20 protein-coding genes are annotated in these 22,201 nt (G+C 69.3%); 4 read left to right on the top strand and 16 right to left on the bottom strand.

Going from position 1 to position 22,201, the window contains the following annotated elements; all coding sequences use genetic code 11:
- Position 1: 1 nt before the first annotated feature.
- Together AC2YHJ_RS22095 and AC2YHJ_RS22100 are read left to right on the top strand one after the other, a co-directional pair.
- Positions 2–1,396 carry an MFS transporter gene (locus AC2YHJ_RS22095; RefSeq protein WP_487398339.1) on the top strand — a complete coding sequence of 465 codons (1,395 nt, stop codon included), beginning with the start codon at positions 2–4 and terminating at the stop codon, positions 1,394–1,396.
- Between the two features lie 81 nt (positions 1,397–1,477).
- Positions 1,478–2,011, top strand: coding sequence for a DUF5943 domain-containing protein (locus AC2YHJ_RS22100; RefSeq protein ID WP_487398340.1), 534 nt, complete (start codon positions 1,478–1,480; stop codon positions 2,009–2,011).
- Between the two features lie 6 nt (positions 2,012–2,017).
- Here AC2YHJ_RS22100 and AC2YHJ_RS22105 read toward each other — a convergent pair whose 3' ends face one another.
- The 6 genes from AC2YHJ_RS22105 to AC2YHJ_RS22130 all read right to left on the bottom strand — a co-directional run bounded on the left by AC2YHJ_RS22105 (position 2,018) and on the right by AC2YHJ_RS22130 (position 7,389).
- Positions 2,018–2,731, bottom strand: coding sequence for an ABC transporter ATP-binding protein (locus AC2YHJ_RS22105; RefSeq protein WP_487398341.1), 714 nt, complete (start codon positions 2,729–2,731; stop codon positions 2,018–2,020).
- The gene (locus AC2YHJ_RS22110) at positions 2,728–3,486 is read right to left on the bottom strand and encodes an ABC transporter ATP-binding protein (RefSeq protein ID WP_487398342.1); all 759 of its coding nucleotides are present in this window, start codon (positions 3,484–3,486) and stop codon (positions 2,728–2,730) included. The genes AC2YHJ_RS22105 and AC2YHJ_RS22110 overlap by 4 nt, the downstream gene beginning before the upstream one ends.
- Positions 3,483–4,358: a branched-chain amino acid ABC transporter permease gene (locus AC2YHJ_RS22115; protein WP_487398343.1), complete on the bottom strand. Its 876-nt coding sequence runs from the start codon at positions 4,356–4,358 to the stop codon at positions 3,483–3,485. The genes AC2YHJ_RS22110 and AC2YHJ_RS22115 overlap by 4 nt, the downstream gene beginning before the upstream one ends.
- Positions 4,355–5,224: a branched-chain amino acid ABC transporter permease gene (locus AC2YHJ_RS22120; RefSeq protein WP_487398344.1), complete on the bottom strand. Its 870-nt coding sequence runs from the start codon at positions 5,222–5,224 to the stop codon at positions 4,355–4,357. Before AC2YHJ_RS22120 ends, AC2YHJ_RS22115 begins: the two co-directional genes overlap by 4 nt.
- 10 nt (positions 5,225–5,234) lie before the next feature.
- Complete coding sequence (locus AC2YHJ_RS22125) at positions 5,235–6,365, bottom strand: ABC transporter substrate-binding protein (protein WP_487398345.1); 1,131 nt, start codon at positions 6,363–6,365, stop codon at positions 5,235–5,237.
- Positions 6,366–6,450: 85 nt separating this feature from the next.
- A complete protein-coding gene (locus AC2YHJ_RS22130) occupies positions 6,451–7,389 on the bottom strand; it encodes an SMP-30/gluconolactonase/LRE family protein (RefSeq protein ID WP_487398346.1) in 939 nt (312 codons plus the stop codon).
- Positions 7,390–7,487: 98 nt separating this feature from the next.
- Here AC2YHJ_RS22130 and AC2YHJ_RS22135 point away from each other — a divergent pair, with 98 nt between their 5' ends.
- On the top strand, positions 7,488–9,131 hold the full coding sequence (locus tag AC2YHJ_RS22135; RefSeq protein ID WP_487398347.1) for a hydantoinase B/oxoprolinase family protein: 1,644 nt from the start codon (positions 7,488–7,490) through the stop codon (positions 9,129–9,131).
- Entirely contained in the window at positions 9,128–11,242 is a 2,115-nt protein-coding gene (locus AC2YHJ_RS22140; RefSeq protein ID WP_487398348.1) for a hydantoinase/oxoprolinase family protein, read from the top strand. Before AC2YHJ_RS22135 ends, AC2YHJ_RS22140 begins: the two co-directional genes overlap by 4 nt.
- 12 nt (positions 11,243–11,254) lie before the next feature.
- Here the strand turns inward: AC2YHJ_RS22140 and AC2YHJ_RS22145 are convergent, their stop codons facing one another.
- From AC2YHJ_RS22145 to zapE, 10 genes are all read right to left on the bottom strand, one after another.
- On the bottom strand, positions 11,255–11,908 hold the full coding sequence (locus AC2YHJ_RS22145) for an HD domain-containing protein (protein WP_487398349.1): 654 nt from the start codon (positions 11,906–11,908) through the stop codon (positions 11,255–11,257).
- Positions 11,909–11,911: 3 nt separating this feature from the next.
- Positions 11,912–12,307, bottom strand: a complete 396-nt coding sequence (locus tag AC2YHJ_RS22150) for a hypothetical protein (protein WP_487398350.1) — start codon at positions 12,305–12,307, stop codon at positions 11,912–11,914.
- A 132-nt stretch (positions 12,308–12,439) separates the two neighbouring features.
- Complete coding sequence (locus AC2YHJ_RS22155; protein WP_487398351.1) at positions 12,440–12,628, bottom strand: hypothetical protein; 189 nt, start codon at positions 12,626–12,628, stop codon at positions 12,440–12,442.
- 275 nt (positions 12,629–12,903) lie between these two features.
- Positions 12,904–14,139 (bottom strand): 2-oxoglutarate dehydrogenase complex dihydrolipoyllysine-residue succinyltransferase, encoded by a 1,236-nt coding sequence (gene odhB / locus AC2YHJ_RS22160; RefSeq protein WP_487398352.1) that lies wholly within the window; start codon positions 14,137–14,139, stop codon positions 12,904–12,906.
- 31 nt (positions 14,140–14,170) lie between these two features.
- Positions 14,171–17,044: a 2-oxoglutarate dehydrogenase E1 component gene (locus AC2YHJ_RS22165; protein ID WP_487398353.1), complete on the bottom strand. Its 2,874-nt coding sequence runs from the start codon at positions 17,042–17,044 to the stop codon at positions 14,171–14,173.
- A gap of 154 nt (positions 17,045–17,198) precedes the next feature.
- Positions 17,199–18,095 carry a succinate--CoA ligase subunit alpha gene (sucD, locus tag AC2YHJ_RS22170; RefSeq protein ID WP_487398354.1) on the bottom strand — a complete coding sequence of 299 codons (897 nt, stop codon included), beginning with the start codon at positions 18,093–18,095 and terminating at the stop codon, positions 17,199–17,201.
- Between the two features lie 3 nt (positions 18,096–18,098).
- The gene (sucC, locus tag AC2YHJ_RS22175) at positions 18,099–19,295 is read right to left on the bottom strand and encodes an ADP-forming succinate--CoA ligase subunit beta (RefSeq protein WP_487398355.1); all 1,197 of its coding nucleotides are present in this window, start codon (positions 19,293–19,295) and stop codon (positions 18,099–18,101) included.
- 65 nt (positions 19,296–19,360) lie between these two features.
- Positions 19,361–20,314: a malate dehydrogenase gene (gene mdh, locus AC2YHJ_RS22180; RefSeq protein ID WP_487398356.1), complete on the bottom strand. Its 954-nt coding sequence runs from the start codon at positions 20,312–20,314 to the stop codon at positions 19,361–19,363.
- Between the two features lie 119 nt (positions 20,315–20,433).
- Positions 20,434–20,862 (bottom strand): hypothetical protein, encoded by a 429-nt coding sequence (locus tag AC2YHJ_RS22185; protein ID WP_487398357.1) that lies wholly within the window; start codon positions 20,860–20,862, stop codon positions 20,434–20,436.
- 130 nt (positions 20,863–20,992) lie between these two features.
- A complete protein-coding gene (gene zapE, locus AC2YHJ_RS22190; protein WP_487398358.1) occupies positions 20,993–22,165 on the bottom strand; it encodes a cell division protein ZapE in 1,173 nt (390 codons plus the stop codon).
- Positions 22,166–22,201 lie beyond the last annotated feature (36 nt).

Below are 22,201 nucleotides of genomic sequence, written 5' to 3' on the forward strand. Positions count from 1 at the left end.
CATGACCGAGACCCGCGACCATCGCGGCATCGCGCTGATCGTCGCCTCGGCGCTGTTCATGCAGAATCTCGACAGCGCGGTGCTCGCCACCGCGCTGCCGTCCATGGCGCGGGACCTCGGCGAGGATCCGGCGCGGCTCGGCGCGGCCATCACCTCCTATCTCGTGGCGCTGACGGTCTTCATCCCCTTCTCCTCCTGGATCGCGGATCGCTTCGGGGCGAAGCGCGTCTTCATGTTCGCGATCCTGGTCTTCGTCTTCTCCTCGGTGCTGTGCGGGCGCGCGCAGGGTCTCGGCGAGCTGATCGCCTTCCGCATCCTGCAGGGCCTCGGCGGGGCGATGATGGTGCCGGTCGGGCGGCTGCTGCTGCTGCGCGACGTGCCGAAGAAGGACATGCTCTCGGCCATGGCCTGGCTGACCATGCCGGCGCTGCTGGGGCCGGTGACCGGACCGCCGGTGGGCGGCATCCTGACCGACCTGTTTTCCTGGCGCGCGGTGTTCTGGATCAACGTGCCGATCGGGTTGATGGGCTTCGCGCTGGTCGCCTGGAAGATCCCGCCGGTACCGCCGACCAAGCCGGGGCCGCCGGATGTCGTGGGCCTCGCGCTGACCGGCCTCGCACTGGCCCTGGTGATGTTCGGGCTGGAGACGGTCGGGCGGCATGTCGCGCCGCCGGTCGTGTCATGGGCCGGGCTCGCGCTGGGCCTGGTGACCGGGGGCTTCGCCATCCGCCATTGCCTGCGGGTGAAGCGGCCGGCGGTCGATCTGTCGCTGCTGTCGATCCCGACCTTTCGCGACGCGGCGCTGGCCGGGAGCATCTTCCGCACCGGCGCGGGGGCCATCCCCTTCCTGATCCCTGTCATGCTGCAGATCGGCTTCGGGATGAGCGCCTCGCAGAGCGGCCTCGTTTCCTTCGCCACGGCTCTCGGCGCCTTTGCGATGAAGCCGCTGGTGAGGCCGCTGCTGAAGCGTACCGGCTTCCGCGGCGCGCTGATGATCAATGGCGTGGTGGCGGCGATCGGCATCGCGACTCTGGCGTTGGTGGGGCCGGGCTGGCCCTCCATCGCGATCTTCGCGCTGCTGGCGGCCGGTGGCTTGGCGCGCAGCCTGCAGTTCACGGCGATGAACACGCTCGCCTTCGCCGATGTGCCCTCGGAGCGCATGTCGGCGGCCACCGCCTTCTACGGCACGCTGCAGCAATTGACGCCTGCGCTGGGCGTGGTGCTGGCGACGGCGACGCTGGAGGTGTCCTCCACCCTGGCCGGCCGGGCCGACCTGTTGCCGGTGGATTTCTCGCGCGGCTTCCTCATCGCGGCGCTGGTGGCGGTGATGTCGGTGCCGCTGCATGCGCGGTTGGCACCGGATGCGGGGGAAGAGGTGTCGGGGCACCGGCGCTGACGCGCAGTTGCCAGAAGCCCGCATCGACCGTCACCTTGGCGCGTCACCATGGCCTTCGGGCCAGCCGCATCAGGAGAATTCATGGCCCAGCCGGAGGTTCCTATCGACGTCGATCCTGAAACCGGGATCTGGCGCACCGACGGCCTGCCGATGATCTATCTGCCGCGGCATTTCCTGGTGAACATGCAGAAGGGCATCGAGACCGCCATCGGCGCCGAGGCCTATCGCAGCATCCTCTACGCGTCGAGCGACCTGTCGGCGCTGCAATGGTGCCGGGCGGAGGCGAAGACGCACGGCCTGTCCCCGGTCGACACCTTCCGCCACTACCTCCGCCGGTTGTCCCAGCGCGGCTATGGGCGGATGGAGATCACCGCGCTCGATGAAGCGACGGGCAGCGCCGAGGTCGTGGTGCGCCATTCCGCCTTCGCGCTCGGCTATGGGCCGGAGACGGGACGCTGCGTGTGCTACACCTTCGAGGGCAGCTTCGCCGGCGGCATGCGCTACATCCTGGAGATTGCGGGACGCGCCGCAGAACCGCGCTGCCGGGAAGTCGCGTGTGCCGCGGCCGGGGACCCCGAATGCCGCTTCGAACTGCGCTGCGACCCGGTGGGCTGAACCGCCTCAGAACAATTCCATCAGTTTCGCGTGGTCGTCGAGCTCGCCGGGCGCACCTTCGAAGATGAACTTGCCCGACCGCATCACCAGCACGCGGTCGGACACGGCGAAGGCCTCGCGGACATTCTGCTCCACCAGCAGGATCGCCATGCCGTGGGACCGGCGCAACTCGGCGATCGGGCGGATCAGGTCCTGGAACAGCTTGGGCGCGAGGCCAATGGACGGTTCATCGAGCAGCAGCGCCCGCGGACGCGTCAGCAGCGCGCGCCCGATCGAGACCATCTGCTGCTGCCCGCCCGACAGCGTGCCGGCGCGCCGCGTCCGGAACTCCTTGATACGCGGCAGCACCTCCAGCACTTCTTCGATGCGCTCGCGCTGGCTGGATTTCGGCACGCCGGCCGACCACAAGGCGAGGCCGAAGATCTCCTCGACCGTCAGGTCCGGGAAGACGCCGCGGCCTTCCGGCACCAGCGCGACGCCGGCCGCGCCGAGTGCGGCGGGGGTGTGGTTCGGCAGCGCCTGCCCGAACACCGTGGTGCTGCCGGCCGATGGCCGGTGCAGCCCGAACAGCACGCGCAGCAGCGTGGACTTGCCCGCGCCGTTATGGCCGATCAGGCACAGGATTTCCCCGGCCTTGAGCGTGAGGGAGACATCCTGCAGCACCTCCCGCCCGCCATAGCCGGCGGACAGGCCGGATGCCTGGATTGCGGTGGTGCTCACGCCGCCTCCTGCGGCCGGTCGCCGAAATAGATGGCGGCGAGGGCGGGATCCTTGAGGATGGTGTCCGGGTCGCCTTCCGCGAGCACCTTGCCCTGGTCGAGGAAGGCGATGCGGTTCGACAGTTCCACCACCACGTCGAGATTGTGCTCGATCAGGCAGATCGCCACGCCGTGCGCCTGCGCGTCTTTCAGCAATGTGCCGAAGCGGATGCGGGAGGCGAGGTCGAGCCCCGAGGCCGGTTCGTCGAGCAGCCAGATATCCGCCTCGGCCGCGAGGATGCGCGCCATGGAGAGGAACTTGCGCTCGGCATAGGCGAGGTCCACAGCGCGCGCATCGGCCAGCGCGGTGAGCCCCGTCGCCTCCATCGCTGCCTCGGCGCGCGTCGCGCGCCGCTGCTGCGCCTGCCTGCCTCCAGGCTGCCAGAACCAGGACGAGACCTCGGTCGCTGCGAGCACGTTTTCCCGCACCGTCATATGCGTGAACAGCCGCAGGTCCTGGTAGGACCGCGCGACGCCGAGCCGCGCGACCTGCCAGGGCTTCAGCCCCATGATCGGCCTGCCGCGGATCTCCGCCGTGCCGGAATCGGCGCGGAGATTGCCTGTGATCAGGTTGAAGGTCGTTGTCTTGCCCGCCCCGTTCGGCCCGACCAGGGCTGTGACCTGGCCGGCATGGAGCGAGAGCGAGACGCCGGCCACCGCCTGCAACCCGCCGAAGGCGCGGGCGAGGTTCTCGCTGCGCAGCACCACCTCGGTCATGCCGTGGACTTCCCCTTGGACAGGTCGCCCACCAGCCCGGCGGGTCGGAAGATCATCAGCAGCGTCATCGCACCGCCGTAGATGATCTGCTGCACGGCGCCGACCTCGGTCGGCGGGATGAAGGGGATGAAGGAGATCACCGCCGGCAGCGACAGCAGCAGCACCGCGCCGACCAGTGGCCCCCACAGCGTCCCCGCCCCGCCGATGATGACCATCGCCATGATCTGGATCGACTGGTCGAGGGTGAAGGACTCGACGTTGATGAAGGATAGGTGCAGCGCATAGAGCGCGCCGGCGATGCCCGCCCCCGCGCAGGCGAAGGCGACGGCGAGCGTCTTCGCCGCATTGACGTTCTTGCCGAGTGATTCCGCCGCACTGTCCGCATCGCGGATCGATTGCAGCGTGCGCCCGAAGGCTCCGCCCTGCAGCCGAGCGGTCGCCCAGAGGATCAGCGCCAGAGCCACCAGCGCCAGCGGCAGCACCGGCACCACCACGCCGAAGATTTCGGGGCGCGGGATACCGACCAGCCCGCCTATGCCGCCGGTCAGCGGCTTCAACTCGGCGAACAACGTAGCCGCGACCATCTGCAGGCCGAGGGATGCGGCGACGAAATACTCCCCACGCACCCGCAATGCCGGTAGCGCGAGGCACAGCGAGAGCCCGCCTGCGATCACCGCCGCGGCCAGGCAGGCGAGGAAGGGATCGGGCACCAGCAACAGCGCGATCTGCGCGCCGCCATAGGCGCCGAGCCCGAAGAACACCGCATGCGCGACCGAGAAGATCCCCGCATAGCCGACGATGAAGTTCAGCGTCGAGGCGAGGATGCCCGAGATGGCCGCGAGCGTCGCAAGGTTGATGAGGAACGCTGTCATCGCGTCTGAACCACGCCGAAGATCCCCGCCGGGCGGAAGATGATGAAGCCGAACAGCACGAGGAAGGACACCGCTTCCGCCCATTGCGTATCGACGAATTGCAGCGCGAGGCTCTCCGCGATGCCGAGCATAAGCCCCGCGAGTGCCGCCCCGCGCAGGGACCCGATGCCGCCCACGATGGTGGCGGCGATGGAGATCAGCATCACCTGATGGCCAATCGCCTCGTTCAGCCCGGTGGTCATGACGGTGACGATCGCCGCGGGTGCCGCGAGCGCGGAGCCGATCGCGAAGGCGAGCACGGACAACCCGTTGGACGACAGCCCATAGGTGCGGATCAGGTCTGGGTTCTGCGCCAGCGCGCGCAGCGCCACGCCTGCCGGATGGCGCGTGAGGAACAGCGTCAATGCCGCGAACAGCACCGCCGCCGTGCCGAGCGCGATCCACAGCATGGGCGCGACGAAGATGTCCGGGATGATCTCGGCCGAGAAGGAGAGCGGCGTGTCCACCGTCGCGAAGCCACGCCCGGCGATCATGCCGATGATGTTCTGCACCACGATGCCCACCCCGAAGGCGGCGACGAAGACGGTGAAGAAGGAACCCTCATGCCGCTGGATCGGGCGATAGACGAAGCGTTCCATGGCGATGCCGAAGACGGTCGCCGCGACGATTGCCGCGGCCGTGCCCGCCCAGCCCGGCCAGCCGGCACGCCAGGCAAACAGGAAGACATAGCCCGCGATGGTGAAGGCCGTGCCATGCGCGACGTGGAAGATCTTCGTCGCGCCGAAGATCAGCGCGAAGCCCGCGGCGGTCAGGGCGTAGATCGCCCCGACCTGCAGCCCGTTGAGCAGCAGTTGCAGGAACAGCATGTGGCGGCGATCAGCCGACCGGGACGAATTGCTGGCCGCGGATCTCGTTGACCTGCATCTGCGTCAGCATGTTGCCGTTCTCGTCGAACTCGCCCTCGCCACCGACCAGGTCGAACTTGCGGGTGGCGAGCATCGCGGCGCGTAGCGTCTCCCCGTTCACGGTGCCGCCGGCCTGTTCCACCTGGCGGGCCAGCAGGCCGAACAGATAGGCCGCGTTGTAGTAGTTGGCGTGATAGACGAGCGGTGCCGCACCGAAGCGGGACTGGAAGTCGGCGGCGAAGCGGCGCGTCAGCGCGTGACTGCCGGCGAATTCCAGCTTCTGCGACGTGAACAGCGCGCCTTCGGCCTCGGGCATGGTGCGCAGGCTGTCGATGCCGAAGCCGGAATAGGAACAGATCACTTGCGTCACGCCGTTGTCGCGCAGCGCCTTCACGATCTGCGCGTTCTGCGCACCGAAGGATGCGACATAGACCGCATCGGGCCGCGCCTGCCGCACGCGGGCGACCACAGGACCGAATTGCTGCGCAGCGCGCGGGACGGAGAAGCTGCCGACCAGCTCGCCACCATTGCGCGGCATCTGTTCGCGCAGCTGGGCCAGGATGCCGTCACCGAGCGGGTCATCGACATAGATCAGCGCGACCCGCTTCGCATTCCGCTGGCGCACCAGGAAGGGCACCATGACCTGCACTTCCAGATGCGCGAGCGCGATGACGTTCCAGAAATACGGGGACAGCGCCGCGAGGTCCGGCCCCACCGCGCCGCCATTGACCATGATGACCTTCGCGCGGTCACCGATGGGTGCGACGGCCTTCGAGGTCGCCGTCCAGGACACCAGCACCCAGGAGGCGCGGTCCACGCTGATCAGCTTGTTCATGCCGACGACGGAGGGCTGCGGCAGCGCCTGGCTGTCCTCGGCCTGCAGGCGGACCGGGCGGCGCAGCATGTTGTCGGCGGCGATATGGGACAGCGCGACCTGCGCGCCGCGGGTGAAGGCCTCCCCGAATTCCGCGTTCGGGCCGCTCATCGGGAACAGGGAGCCCATGACATAGGGCTCGGCCTGCTGGGCGAGGGCGGGGCCGATGAAGGGCAGGGCAAGGCCGGCGGCCAGCGCACCGCGACGGCCGATCACGGGACCGGGCATGGATGAAACTCCCTTGAGGGGCCGGCGCCTGCTCGGGCGCCGATCCGTTTATGGGGTCAAGCGTCGGCCCGCTGCGGGCGCGCTGTCAACCGTGCGGCAGGCGGAATCCCGGCTCATCCCACTGCATCGCCACCAGCTTTCCGCTGGTCGAAAGCGTGATGTAGGCGGTGCGCATGTCGGGGCCGCCGAAGCAGATATTCGTCGGCATGCGCTCGGGCATCTTCACCACGCGCAGGATCTCGCCCGATGGCGAGATGGTGGTGATCTCGCCCGCCACCAGCGTGGCGACGATGATGTTGCCCGACGCCGCGATGGCTAGGCTGTCGAGCCGGCGATAGCCCGGGAACTGGCACAGCACCCGCCCGCCATTCGATGACGGCCAGGGTTCCTTCTTCAACTTCCCGGGCGATTCCACGTCCCATGCCCAGAGGCGGCCGGTCTCGGTCTCCGCGACATACAGCGTTTTCCCGTCCGGGCTGATGCCGATGCCGTTGGCGCCGCCGAAGACCGGGAAGGCGGCCTCGACCGCGCCCGATCCGTCGGCCTTCGCCCAATACGCGCCGCCATGGTCGCGGTCGCGCGCCCGCACCTTGCCGAGGTCGGAGAACCAGAAGCCGCCATGCGCGTCGAACATCAGGTCGTTGGGGCCGCGCAGCGGGCGGCCATCCACGGCGCGGATCAGCGTCTCGATGGCGCCGGTGGCGGGGTCGATGCGTTCGATCCGGCCGCCGGAATAGTCGGGCGCCTGGAAGCCCGGGCGCAGCAGGCCCGGCTCCTCATGCCAGGAGAAGCCGCCATTGTTGCAGACATACAGCATGCCGTTCGGACCCAGCGCCAAGCCGTTCGGCGCGCCGGTCACGGTCGCGATGGTGGTCTTGGTGCCGTTCGCCGCCACCCGCGTGATCCGGCGGGATTCGATCTCGACCAGCGCCACGGATCCGTCCGGCATGCAGACCGGTCCTTCGGGGAAGCGCAGCCCCTCGGTGACCACGCGCAGGTCGGGCGTGTCGACGGTGACGGTCATGGCGATTCCTTCCCCTGGGTCTTGGCCGCGATGATGGCCCGGCTCGGCCGGGCTGCGAAGCCTTGACGGCCGCGCCGCCGCGCCTGAGCGTTCGCGCCATGACAGCCCCCGATCCCGTGACGCTTTCCGTCCTCGACAACCGTTTCCGCGCCATCGTGGAGGAGATGGGGGAGGCGATGCTGCGCACCGCCTATTCCCAGATCCTCAATTCCTCGCGCGACTTCTCGATCGCGATCTGCGACGGGCAGGCGCGGCTCCTGGCGCAGGCGGACCACATCCCGATCCATGTCGGGGCGATGCCCTTCGCGGTGAAGGCGGTGCTGGATGCCTTCGGGGACGCCATCGCGGATGGTGACATCTACCTGCTGAACGACCCCTATCACGGCGGGTCGCATCTGCCTGACCTGACCATCGTGGTGCCGGTCTTCGCGGAGGGGCGGCCGATCTTCTATTCGGTGGTGCGCGCGCATCACACCGACATCGGCGGCGGCACGCATGGCGCCTACAACCCTGCCGCCACCGAGATCTTCCAGGAAGGGCTGCGCTTGCCGCCGATCCTGCTGGGTCAGGGGCGCCTGCCGCGGCCCGATCTGGTGCGCATGATCGTCACCAACACCCGCCTGCCGCGGGAGGTGCGCGGTGACCTGATGGCGATGATCGGCGCGGCGCATCTGGGCGAGAAGCGACTGCTCGCGGTGCTCGACAAGCACGGCGCGGACGAGACGCAAGCCGCGGTCGCGGCGATCCTTGCACTCTCCGAGGCACATGCGCGGCGCATCATCGCATCCTGGAAGGACGGCACCTGGAAGGGCGAGGCCTTCCTCGACGATGACGGCTTCGGGCACGAGGATATCGGCATCCGCGCGACGGTGACGAAGTCTGGCGATTCCATCGTGGTGGATCTGTCGGAGTCCGATCCGCAGGTTCCCTCCTTCCTCAATTCCTCCTGGCCCAACACGGCGAGCGCGGTGCGCATGGCGATCGCCTTCCTGTTGGATCCGGAGGTCGCGAAGAATGACGGCTGCTTCCGCCCCATCGAGATCATTGCCAAGGAAGGCACCATCGTGCTGCCGCGCGAGGGCGCGCCGGTGACGATGTGCACCTCCCACTGCTCCAACGAGATCTGCGAGGCCGTGGTGAAGGCCTTGGCGAATGCCTGCCCCGAACGTGCGATGGGCGGCTGGGGACGGCGCTTCCGCATCGCGATCAAGGGCAGCGATGCGCGGCGGCCGGGCCGGTCCTTCGTGTGGCACCTGTTCCATGCCCGCCCTGGCGGCGGCGGGTCCTCGCAGGGCGATGGCTGGTCCACGGCGGGGGAATGGCATTCGGCCGGCGGGCTGAAATTCGGCAGCGTGGAAATGGCGGAAGCCCGCTTCCCGCTGTTCTTCGCCAAGCACGAATTCCGCCCCGGCAGCGCGGGGGATGGCACCTATCGTGGGGGCCTCGGCGGCGAACTGCTGATGCGGCTGGAGACGGACGGCCCGGCGGTCGCGAATACCGCGGGCGACGGCGTGCGCTATGGCGCGGCGGGGATGCTGGGCGGCAAGGATGCGGCTCCGCACCACTACACGCTGGATCGCGCCGATGGCACCTCGCGCGACCTGCGCACCAAGGAAGTCGGCATTCCGCTCGCGCCTGGCGACGTGTTGCATGTCCGCGCCGGCGGCGGCGGCGGATGGGGGCCGCCGGAGAAGCGCGATCCGGCGGCGCGGGCGCGCGATGCGGCGGAGGGCCTGCTGTGAGCGCGCCCGATGATCGGAGCGCCGATGGGCGCGGAGATCTGAATCGGTCGCGCCAGCAAAGCTTCCGCATTGGCGTCGATGTCGGAGGCACCTTCACCGACGTGGTCTGCGTGGCGGCGGACGGCACGACGACGCTCGCCAAGGCATCGAGCACGCCGGCTGACCAGAGCGAGGGCGTGGTGAACGGCCTCGCCGTGCTGGCGGATCGGCTGGGCCTCGCGCTGCCGGACCTTCTGGCGCGCACCGAGCGCATCGTCCACGGCACCACCGTCGCCACCAACGCCCTGCTGGAACGCAAGGGTGCCAAGGTCGCGATGCTGACCACGGAAGGCCATCGCGACGTCATCGAGATGCGCGAGGGCCTCAAGCCCGACCGCTACGATCTGCGCCTGCCGGCCGCGCCCGCGCTGGTGCCGCGCCGGCTGCGCCTGCCGGTGCGCGAACGCATCCGCCCCGATGGACGGGTGGAGGCGGGGCTCGATCGCGCCTCGCTCGACGCCGCCATCGCCACGCTGAAGGCCGAAGCGGTCGAGGCGGTGGCGATCTGCTTCCTGCATTCCTGGCGCGACGACGCCCATGAACGCACGGCGGCCGAGGCGGTGCGCGCCGCGCTGCCCGGCGTCTTCGTGACGACATCGGCGGAGGTGCTGCCGCAGATCAAGGAGTTCGAGCGCTTCTCGACCGCCTGCGTGAACGCCTATGTCGGGCCGATCGTCTCGCGTTACCTCGCGCGTCTGCGCGGGCGCCTGGCGGACGCCGGCTACAACGGGCCGGTCTTCGTCATCCTGTCGCATGGCGGCGTCGCACCGGTCGAGGAAGCCGCGCGCCTCGCCGCCGGCACCGCGCTGTCCGGCCCGGCGGGCGGCGTCGCGGCCGGCGTGGCGCTGGCCGAACGGGGCCTCGGCGATGACCTCATCACCTTCGACGTTGGCGGCACCTCCACCGACATCGCGCTGGTGCAAGATGGGGAGGCCGCGCTCGGCCGCGGCCGCACTGTCGCGGGCGAACGCATCGCGCTCGAAAGCCTCGACATCGTGACGCTGGGTGCCGGCGGCGGATCGATCGGCCATGTCGGACCAGGTGGCACGCTGCAGGTTGGCCCGCGTAGCGCCGGGGCGGTGCCGGGGCCGGTCGCCTATGGCCAGGGCGGCACGGAACCAGCGGTGACGGATGCCAATCTGGTGCTGGGCTATCTCGATCCGGACAACTTCCTGGGTGGTGCGCGCAGGCTCGATCGCGACGGCGCGCTCGTGGCCTTCGAGCGACTGGGAGCGACGCTCGGCCTCGATGCCATGGCGACGGCGGAAGGCGTGCATCGCCTCGCCAATGTGCGCATGGCCGATGGCATCCGTGTCGCGACCGTTCGCCGCGGCGTCGATCCGCGCGACTTCACGCTGCTCGCCTTCGGCGGGGCCGCGGGGCTGCATGCCTCGGCGGTGGCGCGGGAGCTCGGCATGCGGCGCGTCGCCGTGCCGGTCTTCGCCGCCGGCCTGTCGGCGTGGGGCATGCTGCACACCGACCTGCGGTATGAGATGGCACGCAGCGAGCTCGGTACCGGCGGCGTGCCCGACGATGCCACGCTGCACACCATCTGGGCCGGGCTGGAACAGGAGGGCCGCGCCCGCGTCGCGTCCTGGTTCGGCGGCGCGGTCGAGACGAAGCGTGCCGCCGACATGCGCTATGGCGAGCAGGTCTTCGAGATCGCCGTGCCGCTCGAGGATGTGGACTGGGACGCGCCCGGGCTGACACAGCGTGTCACCGATGCCTTCCACGCCCGGCATGAGGGCCTGTTCACCTACGCGCTCCGCGAGGAGGAGGTGGTGCTGGTCAATGCCCGCCTCGCGGTGATCGGCCGGCTGCCGCCGATGTCGGCGCCGGAAGCCTCCACCGGCCGCGCCGCCGCCGCACCCTTCGCGACGCGCCGCGCGCGATTGGATGGCAATGGGCAGGATTTGCCGGTCTTCGACTTCGCCGCCCTGGCATCGGGCCAGGAGGTTTCCGGCCCTGCGATCATCGAGAGCGACACCACCACCGTGCTGTTGCTGGCCGGCGATGTCGCGCGGATGGATGGCCGTGGGTGGCTGGTGGTGGCGCTGCCCGGGGAGGCGTGACGCCGCCCCGCTTCAGGCGGCCTCGGACAGCGCCGAGACCTCGGCCGCCAGGTTGGCGCGTGCCGGCGCCTCGTAGATGGTGGCGAGGCGGGTACGGAACAGCCGCTTGGCCGCCAGGAAGCGCGCCAGCACCTGCCGCCGGCCGACCCGCCAGGCGGGTTCCGCCACCGTGGCGTATTCGCGCCGCAGCAGGGCGGTGTTGCGGGCGAAGACCTCCGGCGTCTCGGCGAGCGGCGTCAGGTCGAGGTCGAGCAACCGCAGCACGCGGCAATCCTCCCCCGCATAGGCGAGGTGGTCGGCGGTGGCGAGGATCGCCGCCTGGACCCAGGCGGTGTCCCCCGGCACCAGCTTCGCGACCAGGGCGGCCGACTCCGCCTCATTGAACCGGGAGAGCGGGTCGTAGACCGCGTCGTGGAACAGGATCGCCAGCGCCAGGCCACGATCGCCCGGATCGCCGCCATGCATCAGGTGGCGTAGCCACAGCAGCCCAACATGCGCCGCGTCGTGATAGGCGCGGTGCGGCTCGTCGTAGCGGCGGCGCAACTCGGCCGCGGCGGCCGGGGAGAGATCCGCGCGTGCGAGCAGCGCGCCGAAGCCGGCGCGGCCCTGTTCGCGGTCGATCCCGAGGGCGATGGCTGCCTCGGAGGGGGTGCCGATGCAGGCCATGGCTCAGCCCGCCCGCCGGTATTCGGTGCGCCCGCCCGGGTCCTCGAGCACCAGATGGTCGCCATCCGGCAGCAGGTAGCGATAGGTCTCGCCCGGCAGCATGCGGATATCCGTGCAGCCGAACAGGCCGCAGGCGCGGCGCGGGGCCCAATCCTCAACCGTCAGTCGCAGCCAGGAGCCCGACTCCGACAGCGACCAGCGGCCGGTGACGGTCATTTCGGACCCGCGCGGCCCACGATCACGGCGCGCGAAGGCACCGTCTGGCGAGAGGGTGATCTCAACCGATTCGCCGCCTTGAGTCGCGCGCCACGTGCCGGCGAGTTGATTGGCGGCTGCCCCGAATAGCGGTGCGGCAGCCAGCATCGCGATGAGCGCGATGCGTCCTGCATGGAAAGCCATGGCGTCCTCCGTGCCCTTCGGAAGGCCTACGGCCGGAGTGTGCGTCTGGATGCGCCATGGCGCGCTGAAGTGCTTCACAGTCCCGCGCGGCACCGGATGGACGGCATTGCCGCCACCCGGTCCCGCGTGGCGTCAGCGGGCGTTCGCCGCGATCTCCGCTTCCAGCTCCTTGATGCGGGCCTGCAGCGTGGTCCGCATTGAAACGGCGTGCGGCTTCAGCCCCGCCAGCGTGTCCTTGAGTTCGCGGAGCAGCTTCTCCTTCTCCGCGCGGCTGCGCTGGATGGGACGTGCGTCGGAAAACTGGCCTTCCCGGCTGCGCATGATGGGTCCTCCTGCTTGTGACGATGGTGCGGCGCGCAGGGCGCGCGCCACGGGAAACGCGAAGGCGGCCCTCGTCGGGCAGCCGGCGTCAGACGAACGGCGGTGGCCGCCCAGGACCGCGGCCATGCCGCGATCCACGAGCGCGAGGCGCGAACGCACCCCAACCAGCCCTCGCCCCCGGCGCAACAGCGCAGGGCGCGAAGGCAAGCGGCCCGGATGGGCCGCGCCCGCCGTCTGAGGGATCTACGAACGGCCGCCTGCGGCGGCCGACCAGATCAGATATCGAGCATCAGCCGGCGCGGATCCTCGATGCTCTCCTTCACGCGCACGAGGAAGGACACGGCTTCCTTCCCGTCCACGATGCGGTGGTCGTAGGACAGCGCGATGTACATCATCGGCCGGATCTCGACCTTCCCGCCGACGGCCATCGGGCGGTCCTGGATCTTGTGCATGCCGAGGATGCCCGACTGCGGCGGATTCAGGATCGGCGTCGACATCAGCGAGCCGTAGATGCCGCCATTGGTGATGGTGAAGGATCCGCCAGCCAGTTCATCGAGCTTCAGCGCGCCGTCGCGCGCCTTCTTCCCATACGCGCCGATGGTCTTCTCGATCTCGGCGAAGGACAGGGTGTCGGCGTGGCGCACCACCGGCACGACCAGGCCGGACGGACCGCCCACCGCGATGCCCATATGGACGAAGTTCTTGTAGACGATCTCGTCGCCGGCGATCTCGGCATTGACCGCCGGGAATTCCTTCAGCGCGGCGACGCAGGCCTTCACGAAGAAGGACATGAAGCCGAGCTTCACGCCGTGCTTCTTCTCGAAGGCGTCCTTGTATTCCGCGCGCAGCGCCATCGCCGCGCCCATGTCCACCTCGTTGAAGGTGGTCAGCATGGCGGCGGTGTTCTGCGCTTCCTTCAGGCGGCGCGCGATGGTTGCGCGCAGGCGCGTCATCTTCACGCGCTCCTCGCCTTCCTCCAGCGCGCGGGGCGCCTTCGGCGCGGCGGGGGCGGCCGCGGCAGGGGCCGGGCGCGCGAGGTAGTCGAGCACGTCCCCCTTGGTGATGCGCCCGTCCTTGCCCGTGCCGGCGCCGACCGCGGCGGCCGTCGTGCCGGCCTCGGCCATCATCTTCGCTGCGGCGGGCAGGGGGGCGTGGGCGGAGGTGCCCGGCACCGCGACCGGGCCCGAGGCCGCGCGCGGCGTCTCGACCTGCGGCGTGGCGGGGGCGGCGGCGACGGGCTGCGGTGCGGCGGCGGGCTTCGCCACGGCGGCGGCACCGCCGGCGGCGATGGACCCCAGCACCGAACCAGGCACGACTTCCGCACCCTCGGCGACGGCGATCGCCTCCAGCACGCCGGCGGATGGCGCGTTGACCTCCACCGTCACCTTGTCGGTCTCGAGTTCCACCAGCGGCTCGTCGGCAGCGACTGCCTCGCCGGCCTTCTTCAGCCAGCGCGCGACGGTGGCGGTGGAAACGCTCTCGCCGAGCGTGGGAACGAGGATTTCGGTCATGTCTGCCGTCCGTTGTCTGCGCGGCGCGCGGTCACAGCCCGAGGGCCGCGCGCACCAGGGCTTCCTGCTGCTGCTGGTGGATCCTGGCGAGGCCCGTGGCCGGGCTCGCCGCTTCTTCACGGCCCACGAAGTCGGGCCGCTTCGCCTTGATGTCGAGCGCCTTCAGCACCTGCTCGATGCGCCGGTCCATGTAGGTCCAGGCACCCATGTTCTCGGGCTCCTCCTGGCACCAGACCACCTCGGCGTTCCTGTAGGGTGCCAGCGCCTTGGCCAGGCTGGTGGCCGGGAAGGGGTGCATCTGTTCGATACGCACGATGGCAACATCGTCGATGCCCTTGTCGCGGCGTTCCTGCAGCAGGTCGTAATAGACCTTGCCCGTGCAGAGCACGACGCGCTTCACCTTCTCCTCCGGCGCGATCGCGTCGGTCTCGGGGATCACGTAGCGGAAGGCGCTCCCGGGACCGAATTCGCTGAGGCTGCTGACTGCCAGCTTGTGCCGCAGCAGCGACTTCGGCGTCATCAGCACCATCGGCTTGCGGTAATTCGCCTTCAGCTGGCGGCGCAGCGCGTGGAAGTAGTTGGCCGGCGTCGTGAAGTTGCAGACCCGCATGTTGCGCTCGGCGCAGAGCTGCAGATAGCGCTCGAGCCGTGCGGAGGAATGCTCCGGCCCCTGGCCCTCATAGCCATGCGGCAGCAGCATCACGAGGCCCGACATGCGCAGCCACTTCGTCTCGCCCGAGGCGATGAACTGGTCGATGATGACCTGCGCGCCGTTGGCGAAGTCGCCGAACTGGCCTTCCCACAGCACCAGCGTATGCGGGTCGGCCAGGGTGTAGCCGTAGTCGTAGCCAAGCACGCCGAACTCGGCGAGCAGCGAGTTGAACGCCTCGAACTTCGGCTGGCCGGCGCGGATGTTGTTCAGCGGGACGTATTCGGCCTGGGTCTGCTGGTCGATCAGGTAGGCGTGGCGGTGGCTGAAGGTGCCGCGCTGCACGTCCTCACCCGACAGGCGCACGCGATGGCCTTCCAGCAGCAGCGTGCCGAAGGCGAGCGCCTCACCGGTCGCCCAGTCGATGCCTTCGCCGGTATCGATCGCCTGCTTCTTGGCCTCGAGCTGGCGGGCGACCTTCGGGTTGACGCCGAAGCCCTGCGGCACGCGGGCGAGCGCGTCGCCGACCTCGCGCAGCGTGTCGAGCGCGACGGCCGTCTCATGCAGCTTCTCGACATCCTCGCCGGCGGTGGCGGACTTCAGGCCCGTCCAATGCCCTTCCAGCCAATCCGCCTTGTTCGGCTTGAAGGACTGGGCGGCCTGGTAGGCGTCCTCGAGCGTCGCGTTGAAGGCGTCGAACATCGCCTTCGAACCCTCGGCGGGCAGGCTGCCTTCGCGCGCGAGGCGTTCCGCATAGAGCGTGCGCGTCGTGCGCATCTCCTTGATGCGGTTGTACATGATCGGCTGGGTGAAGGCCGGCTCGTCGCCTTCGTTGTGGCCGTGGCGCCGGTAGCAGACGATGTCGAGCACGACATCGGCGCCGAACTGCATGCGGTATTCGGCCGCCATGCGGGCGCAGAACACCACCGCTTCGGGATCGTCGCCGTTCACATGCAGGATCGGCGCCTGGATCGCCTTGGCGACATCGGTGCAGTAGAGGCCCGAATAGGCATGCACCGGCACCGTGGTGAAGCCGATCTGGTTGTTGGTGATGATGTGGATGGTGCCGCCGGTGCGGTAGCCGATGAGCTGGCTCATCGCCAGCGTCTCATACACCACGCCCTGGCCGGCGAAGGCCGCGTCGCCATGCAGCAGGATGCCCATCACGGAACGGCGGGTCTTGGTGTCGCCCGCCATGTCCTGCCGCGCGCGCACCTTGCCCGCGACGACCGGGTTCACCGCTTCGAGATGCGAGGGGTTGGGTTGCAGCGAGAGGTGGACCGTGCGACCGCCGATCTCGACATCGACCGAGGTGCCGAGGTGGTACTTCACGTCGCCCGACCCCTGCACGTCGTCAGGGTTGGCGCCGACGCCCTTGAACTCGGAGAAGACCTGCACGAAGGGCTTCTTCACGACGTTGACGAGGACGTTCAGACGGCCGCGATGGGCCATGCCGATCGCGATCTCGTTGACGCCGTCCTTCGCCGCGGTCTCGATCACCGCTTCGATCGCCGGGATGGTGGACTCGCCGCCTTCCAGGCCGAAGCGCTTGGTGCCGACATATTTGCGCGCGCAGAAGGCCTCGAAGCCCTCGGCCTCGGTCAGTTCCTGCAGGATCTGCTTCTTGGCAGCGGGATCGAAGGCGGTGAGCCAGGGCGCGCCTTCGATGCGGCGCTGGATCCAGGACTTCTGGTCGGGGTCCTGGATGTGCATGAACTCGACGCCGATCGACCCGCAATAGGAGGCGCGGCAGATCGCGATGATCTCGCGGAGGTTCGCCGTTTCCTTCCCCAGCACCATGTCGAGGAAGATCGGGCGGTCCATGTCGGCTTCGGTGAAGCCGTAGGTCTTGGGGTCGAGCTCGGGATGCGGCTTGGGCTTGGTCAGGCCGAGCGGATCGAGCTGCGCTTCAAGATGGCCGCGCACGCGATAGGAGCGGATGAGCATCAGCGCGCGCAGGCTGTCGAGCACGGCGCGGCGGGTGGCCTCGGGGTCCGTCGCAGCGGCGGGCTTCGCACCCTTCGGCGCAGCGGGCTTCTCGGGTTCCGGGCCGAAGGCGCCGCGCAGGCGCGGGGCCCAGGATGCCCCGGTGGCATCCGTCAGCACCGACCGTGCCTCATCGTTCAGCGCGGCGAAAAGCTCGGCCATGGAGGCGTCGACGCTGTCGGGCCGTTCGGCCCAGCGGGCGTAGAGATCCGCGAGATAGGCGGCATTCGCCCCCGTCATCGCGGTCGCGAGGATGTCCACTCCGGCCATCGTATGTCTCCGTGCCGGCAGGCAGCGCCGCCGGGGGTCACGCTCTGTTGGTCTGGATACGGGTCGCTGCCGCCCCTGTCTTCAGGGTGCGGCAGCGGTCCTTAATATAGGCGGTGCGGCCGTTTCATGGCAGCCCAAAGGCCTGCCGGGCAATTCAGCCCTTCAGCGCCCGCACCATGGTCGAACCCAGCGCGGCGGGGCTGTCGGCGACATGGATGCCGGCGGCGGCCATGGCTTCCATCTTCGCCGCCGCGGTGTCCTTGCCGCCCGAGATGACGGCACCGGCATGGCCCATGCGGCGGCCCGGAGGGGCGGTCGCGCCCGCTATGAAGCCGACCACCGGCTTGTTCGGCTTGCCCGGCCCGAAATTCTCGGACTTCAGGTATTCCGCCGCCTTGATCTCGGACTGGCCGCCGATCTCGCCGATCATGACGATCGACTTGGTCTCGTCGTCCTTCAGGAACAGCTCCAGCACGTCGATGAAGTCCATCCCCTTCACCGGGTCGCCGCCGATGCCCACGCAGGTGGACTGGCCGAGGCCCGCGGCCGTCGTCTGCGCCACCGCCTCATAGGTCAGGGTGCCGGAGCGCGAGACCACGCCGACCGAACCACGCTTGTGGATGTGGCCGGGCATGATGCCGATCTTGCAGGCTTCCGGCGTGATCACGCCCGGGCAGTTCGGCCCGACCAGGATCGACTTCGAACCGGACAGCGCGCGCTTCACCTTCACCATGTCGAGCACCGGGATGCCCTCGGTGATGCAGATGATCAGCGGCAATTCGGCGTCGATCGCTTCCAGGATCGCATCCGCCGCGAAGGGCGCAGGGACATAGATCACCGAGGCATTCGCCTGCGTCTTCGCGACGCATTCGGCCACCGTGTCGAAGACCGGCAGGTTCAGTTCCGGATGCATCGTGCCGCCCTTGCCGGGCGTCGTGCCGCCGACATAGGTCGAGCCGTAGGCGATGCCCTGCGACGCGTGGAAAGTGCCCTGGGCCCCGGTGAAGCCCTGGGTCATGACGCGGGTGTTCTTGTCGACGAGGACGGCCATGGCTCAGGCCCCCTTCTTCACGGCGGCGACAACCTTCTGCGCGGCGTCGGCCAGGTTGTCGGCGGGGATGATGGCAAGGCCGGATTCGGCGAGGATCTTCTTGCCGAGTTCCACATTGGTGCCTTCGAGGCGCACGACCAGCGGCACCTTCAGCGACAGGTTCTTGCTGGCGACGACGATGCCCTCGGCGATCATGTCGCACTTGGCGATGCCGCCGAAGATGTTGACCAGGATCGCCTTGACGTTGGCATCGGAGGTGATGATGCGGAACGCCTCGGTGACGCGCGCGGCATTCGCCGTGCCGCCGACATCGAGGAAGTTCGCCGGCGAAGACCCGTACAGCTTGATGATGTCCATCGTCGCCATGGCAAGCCCGGCGCCGTTCACCATGCAGCCGATCTCGCCGTCGAGAGCGACGTAGTTCAGGTCGTTCTTGACCGCGTCCAGTTCCTTCGGGTCCATCTCGCTGTCGTCGCGCAGCGCTTCGAGGTCCTTGTGGCGGTACAGCGCGCTGTCATCGAAGGACACCTTGGCGTCCAGCGCCGCGATGTCGCCCGCGCCGGTCACGACCAGCGGGTTGATCTCGACGATCATGCAGTCGAGTTCGAGGAAGGCGCCGTACAGCGACGTCACGAACTTGGTGAAGGAGCCGACCTGCTTGCCGGTCAGGCCCAGCCCGAAGGCCAGCTTGCGGCAGTGGAAGCCGGAGATGCCCGCGGCCGGGTCCACCGCGACCTTGAGGATCTTCTCGGGGTGGTGCTCGGCCACCTCCTCGATCTCCATCCCGCCTTCGGTCGAGGCCATGATGGTCACGCGCGAGGTGTCGCGATCGACCAGCAGGCCGAGATAGAGCTCGCGCTTGATGTCGCAGCCATCTTCCACATAGACGCGGGAGACGACCTTGCCGTGCTCGCCGGTCTGCTTGGTGACCAGCGTCTTGCCGATCATGGCGTCGGCCGCGGCCTTCGCGTCAGCGATCGACTTGACGACGCGCACGCCGCCCTTGCCGTTCGGGTCTTCCTTGAAGCGCCCGGCGCCGCGGCCACCCGCATGGATCTGCGATTTCACCACATAGACGGGACCCGGCAGGGCCTGGGCGGCCTTCTCGGCCTCCTCGGCTGTCCAGGCCACGTGGCCGTCGAGGACGGCGACGCCGTAGCGGCGCAGCAGTTCCTTCGCCTGGTATTCATGGATGTTCATGCCGGGTTCCCCTTAAGGGCGCAGACAGGAAAAGGGCCCGGCGTCGCCGCCGGGCCCGGGGTGGGTCAGCCCACCAGCTTCTTGGAGGCGTCGATCAGTTCCCGCACCGCGCCGCAGGACTTGTCGAAGGCCGCCTTCTCGGTGGCGTTCAGCTCGATCTCGACGATCCGCTCGGCGCCGCCTTCGCCGATCACCACCGGCACGCCGACATACAGGTCCTTCACGCCATACTGGCCGGTCAGCCAGGCGGCGCAGGGGAGCACGCGCTTCTTGTCCTTCAGGTAGGACTCGGCCATCGCGATGGCCGACGCCGCCGGGGCGTAGAAGGCGGAGCCCTTCTCGAGCAGCTTCACGATCTCGCCGCCGCCATTGGCAGTGCGGGTCACGATGGCGTCGATCTTCTCCTGCGTCGTCCAGCCCATCTTGATCAGGTCGGGGACGGGGATGCCGGCGACGGTGGAATAACGGGTCAGCGGCACCATCGTGTCGCCATGGCCGCCGAGCACGAAGGCGGTCACGTCCTCGACCGAGACGTTGAACTCCTGCGCCAGGAACAGGCGGAAGCGGCTGGAATCCAGCACGCCGGCCATGCCGACCACCTTGTTCGCGGGCAGGCCCGACTTCTCGCGGAACACCCACACCATCGCGTCGAGCGGGTTGGTGATGACGATGACGAAGGCGTTCGGGCAATGCTGCTTCACGCCCTCGGCGACCTGCGCGATCACGCCGGCATTCTTGGACACCAGGTCGTCGCGGCTCATGCCCGGCATGCGCGGGAAGCCGGCGGTGATGATCACCACGTCCGACCCGGCGATCGCGGCATAGTCGCCCGTGCCCGCCATCGCGGAATCGAAGCCGTCCACCGGCCCGGACTGCATGATGTCGAGCGCCTTGCCCGCGGCGACGCCCGGGAAGACGTCGAACATCACGACGTCACCGAGTTCCTTGAGACCGATCAGGTGCGCGAGCGTGCCACCGATGTTGCCGGCGCCGATCAGCGCGATCTTCTTGCGGGCCATGGGACTTCCTTGGGGGATGTGGTGCAGTGCGGAAAAGCGCCGCTACCTACTCCCTGGCCCGCGCGGCGGCAAGGCATGCTGGGACGCCCGTCAGGCCCGGTACGGCGGCGCTTTGCCGCTCAGAGAGGCATGCAGCGCACGATATCGGCATGGCCCCGTGCGAGGGTGGCCAGGGTGCCGGCCGGGCAGGCCTGCGCCTGCGCATTGGTAGCCGGCGCGAGTCCCGACTGCCAGGACACCTGCCGCGGAGCCGACCCGCAGTTGCGCCCTCGGCAGGCCACCGCGGCCTGCTGGCGGGACCGCGTGCCGGCGCTGCGGTTCGCCGTCTGGCGGGGAGCAGCGCCACGCGAGGCGGCCTGGCGCTCCGGCGCGGCAGACCGGCGGGCGGCGGTGGCGCGGGTGGTCTGGGTGCTGGCGGGGCGCGCCGCGGGTGTCGCTGCCGTCCGGCTCTGCGCCTGTGCCTGCTGGGTCCGGCTGCGGGCATCCGCCGGGGCGGCGGTCCAGGCCAGGGCGGTGAGGGCAAACAGGGCGGTCGCCAGAAGCCGCATGCGAATCACCTCTCCAGCTGTTTCATGGTATTTCAGGGCGGCGGCACCTTAGGGGCCGATCCGGCACAGGGGAAGCCGGAAGCGTGAGGCTGGTCACTTGACTCGTTGACGCAACGGTCAGCGCCGATACTCAGGTCAGGTGCGGCAGCGCCAGGTAGTCCTGTGACTGCATCTCGACGAGGCGCGAGGCGGTGCGCTCGAACATCGCGGCGTTCTCGCCGCGCTCATACAGCCGGTCGGGATAGTCCTCGGCGCTGGCGACCAGCTTCACCCGGTGCTCGTACAGCGCGTCGATCAGCGTGATGAAGCGGCGCGCCTTGTCGAAATTCTCCGGACCGAGCCGGGGGATGCCATCCAGCACGATGGTGTGGAAATGCGTCGCCACCGCCAGGTAGTCGGCCGGGCCGAGCGGCCTGCCGCAGATGTCGTTGAAGTCGAAGCGCGCGACACCGCGCGCGGCCTGCGGCACCTCCACCGCGCGGCCGAGCAGGGTCAGCTTCGTCGGCGCGGCGGGCGTGTCTCCGGTCAACTCGGCGAAGGCGGCGTCCAGCGCGCGTTCGGCGCGGCCGTCGGGCGGCACATGCCAGGTCGGCAGGCCGCGGATGCGCTCGCGCCGGTAGTCGCGCGCCGATTCGAGGTGCAGCACCTCGATCCGCTTCTTGATCATGGCGATGAAGGGCAGGAAGGCGTCGCGTCCCGGCTTGCCCTTGAACAGGTTGTCCGGTTCGGTGTTCGAGGTCGCGACGACCACCACGCCGCGCGCGAACAGCGCCTCGAACAGCCGGCCGAGGATCATCGCATCCGCGATGTCGTGGACCTGGAACTCGTCGAAGCACAGCAGCGCCGCCTCGGCGACGATCGAATCGGCGAGCGGCGGGATGGGGTCCGCGGTGTCGCCGTGTTCCTTCCGCCAGGCATGGATGCGCCGGTGCGCCTGCTGCATGAACTGATGGAAGTGCAGCCGCTGCTTCCGCGCCACATCGGCCGAGGCGAAGAACAGGTCCATCAGCATGGACTTCCCGCGACCGACCTCGCCGACCAGGTAAAGGCCGAGCGGTGCGTCCGACGGTGCCTCCTCCACCGCCTTGCGGCGGAAGAAGCGGCCGAGGAAGCCGCCGGTCTCCGGCGGTTCCACCTTGGGGTCGTAGCCGCGGGTGCGGCGCCACAGGTCCTGCAGCTTCTCGGCGGCGAGTTCCTGCGCCGGGTCGGCCGCGATGGCGCCCGCGGCGATGCGCGCGCGCAGCGCGGGCAACGGGCCTTCGGTCCGGGCGGAGGTCGGGAACGCGTCCGCGGCGGCGGACATGGCGTCCGGGGGAGGGGTCATGGCGCGCCCGCTGTA

This window comes from Roseomonas sp. SRI_022, assembly GCF_057586215.1.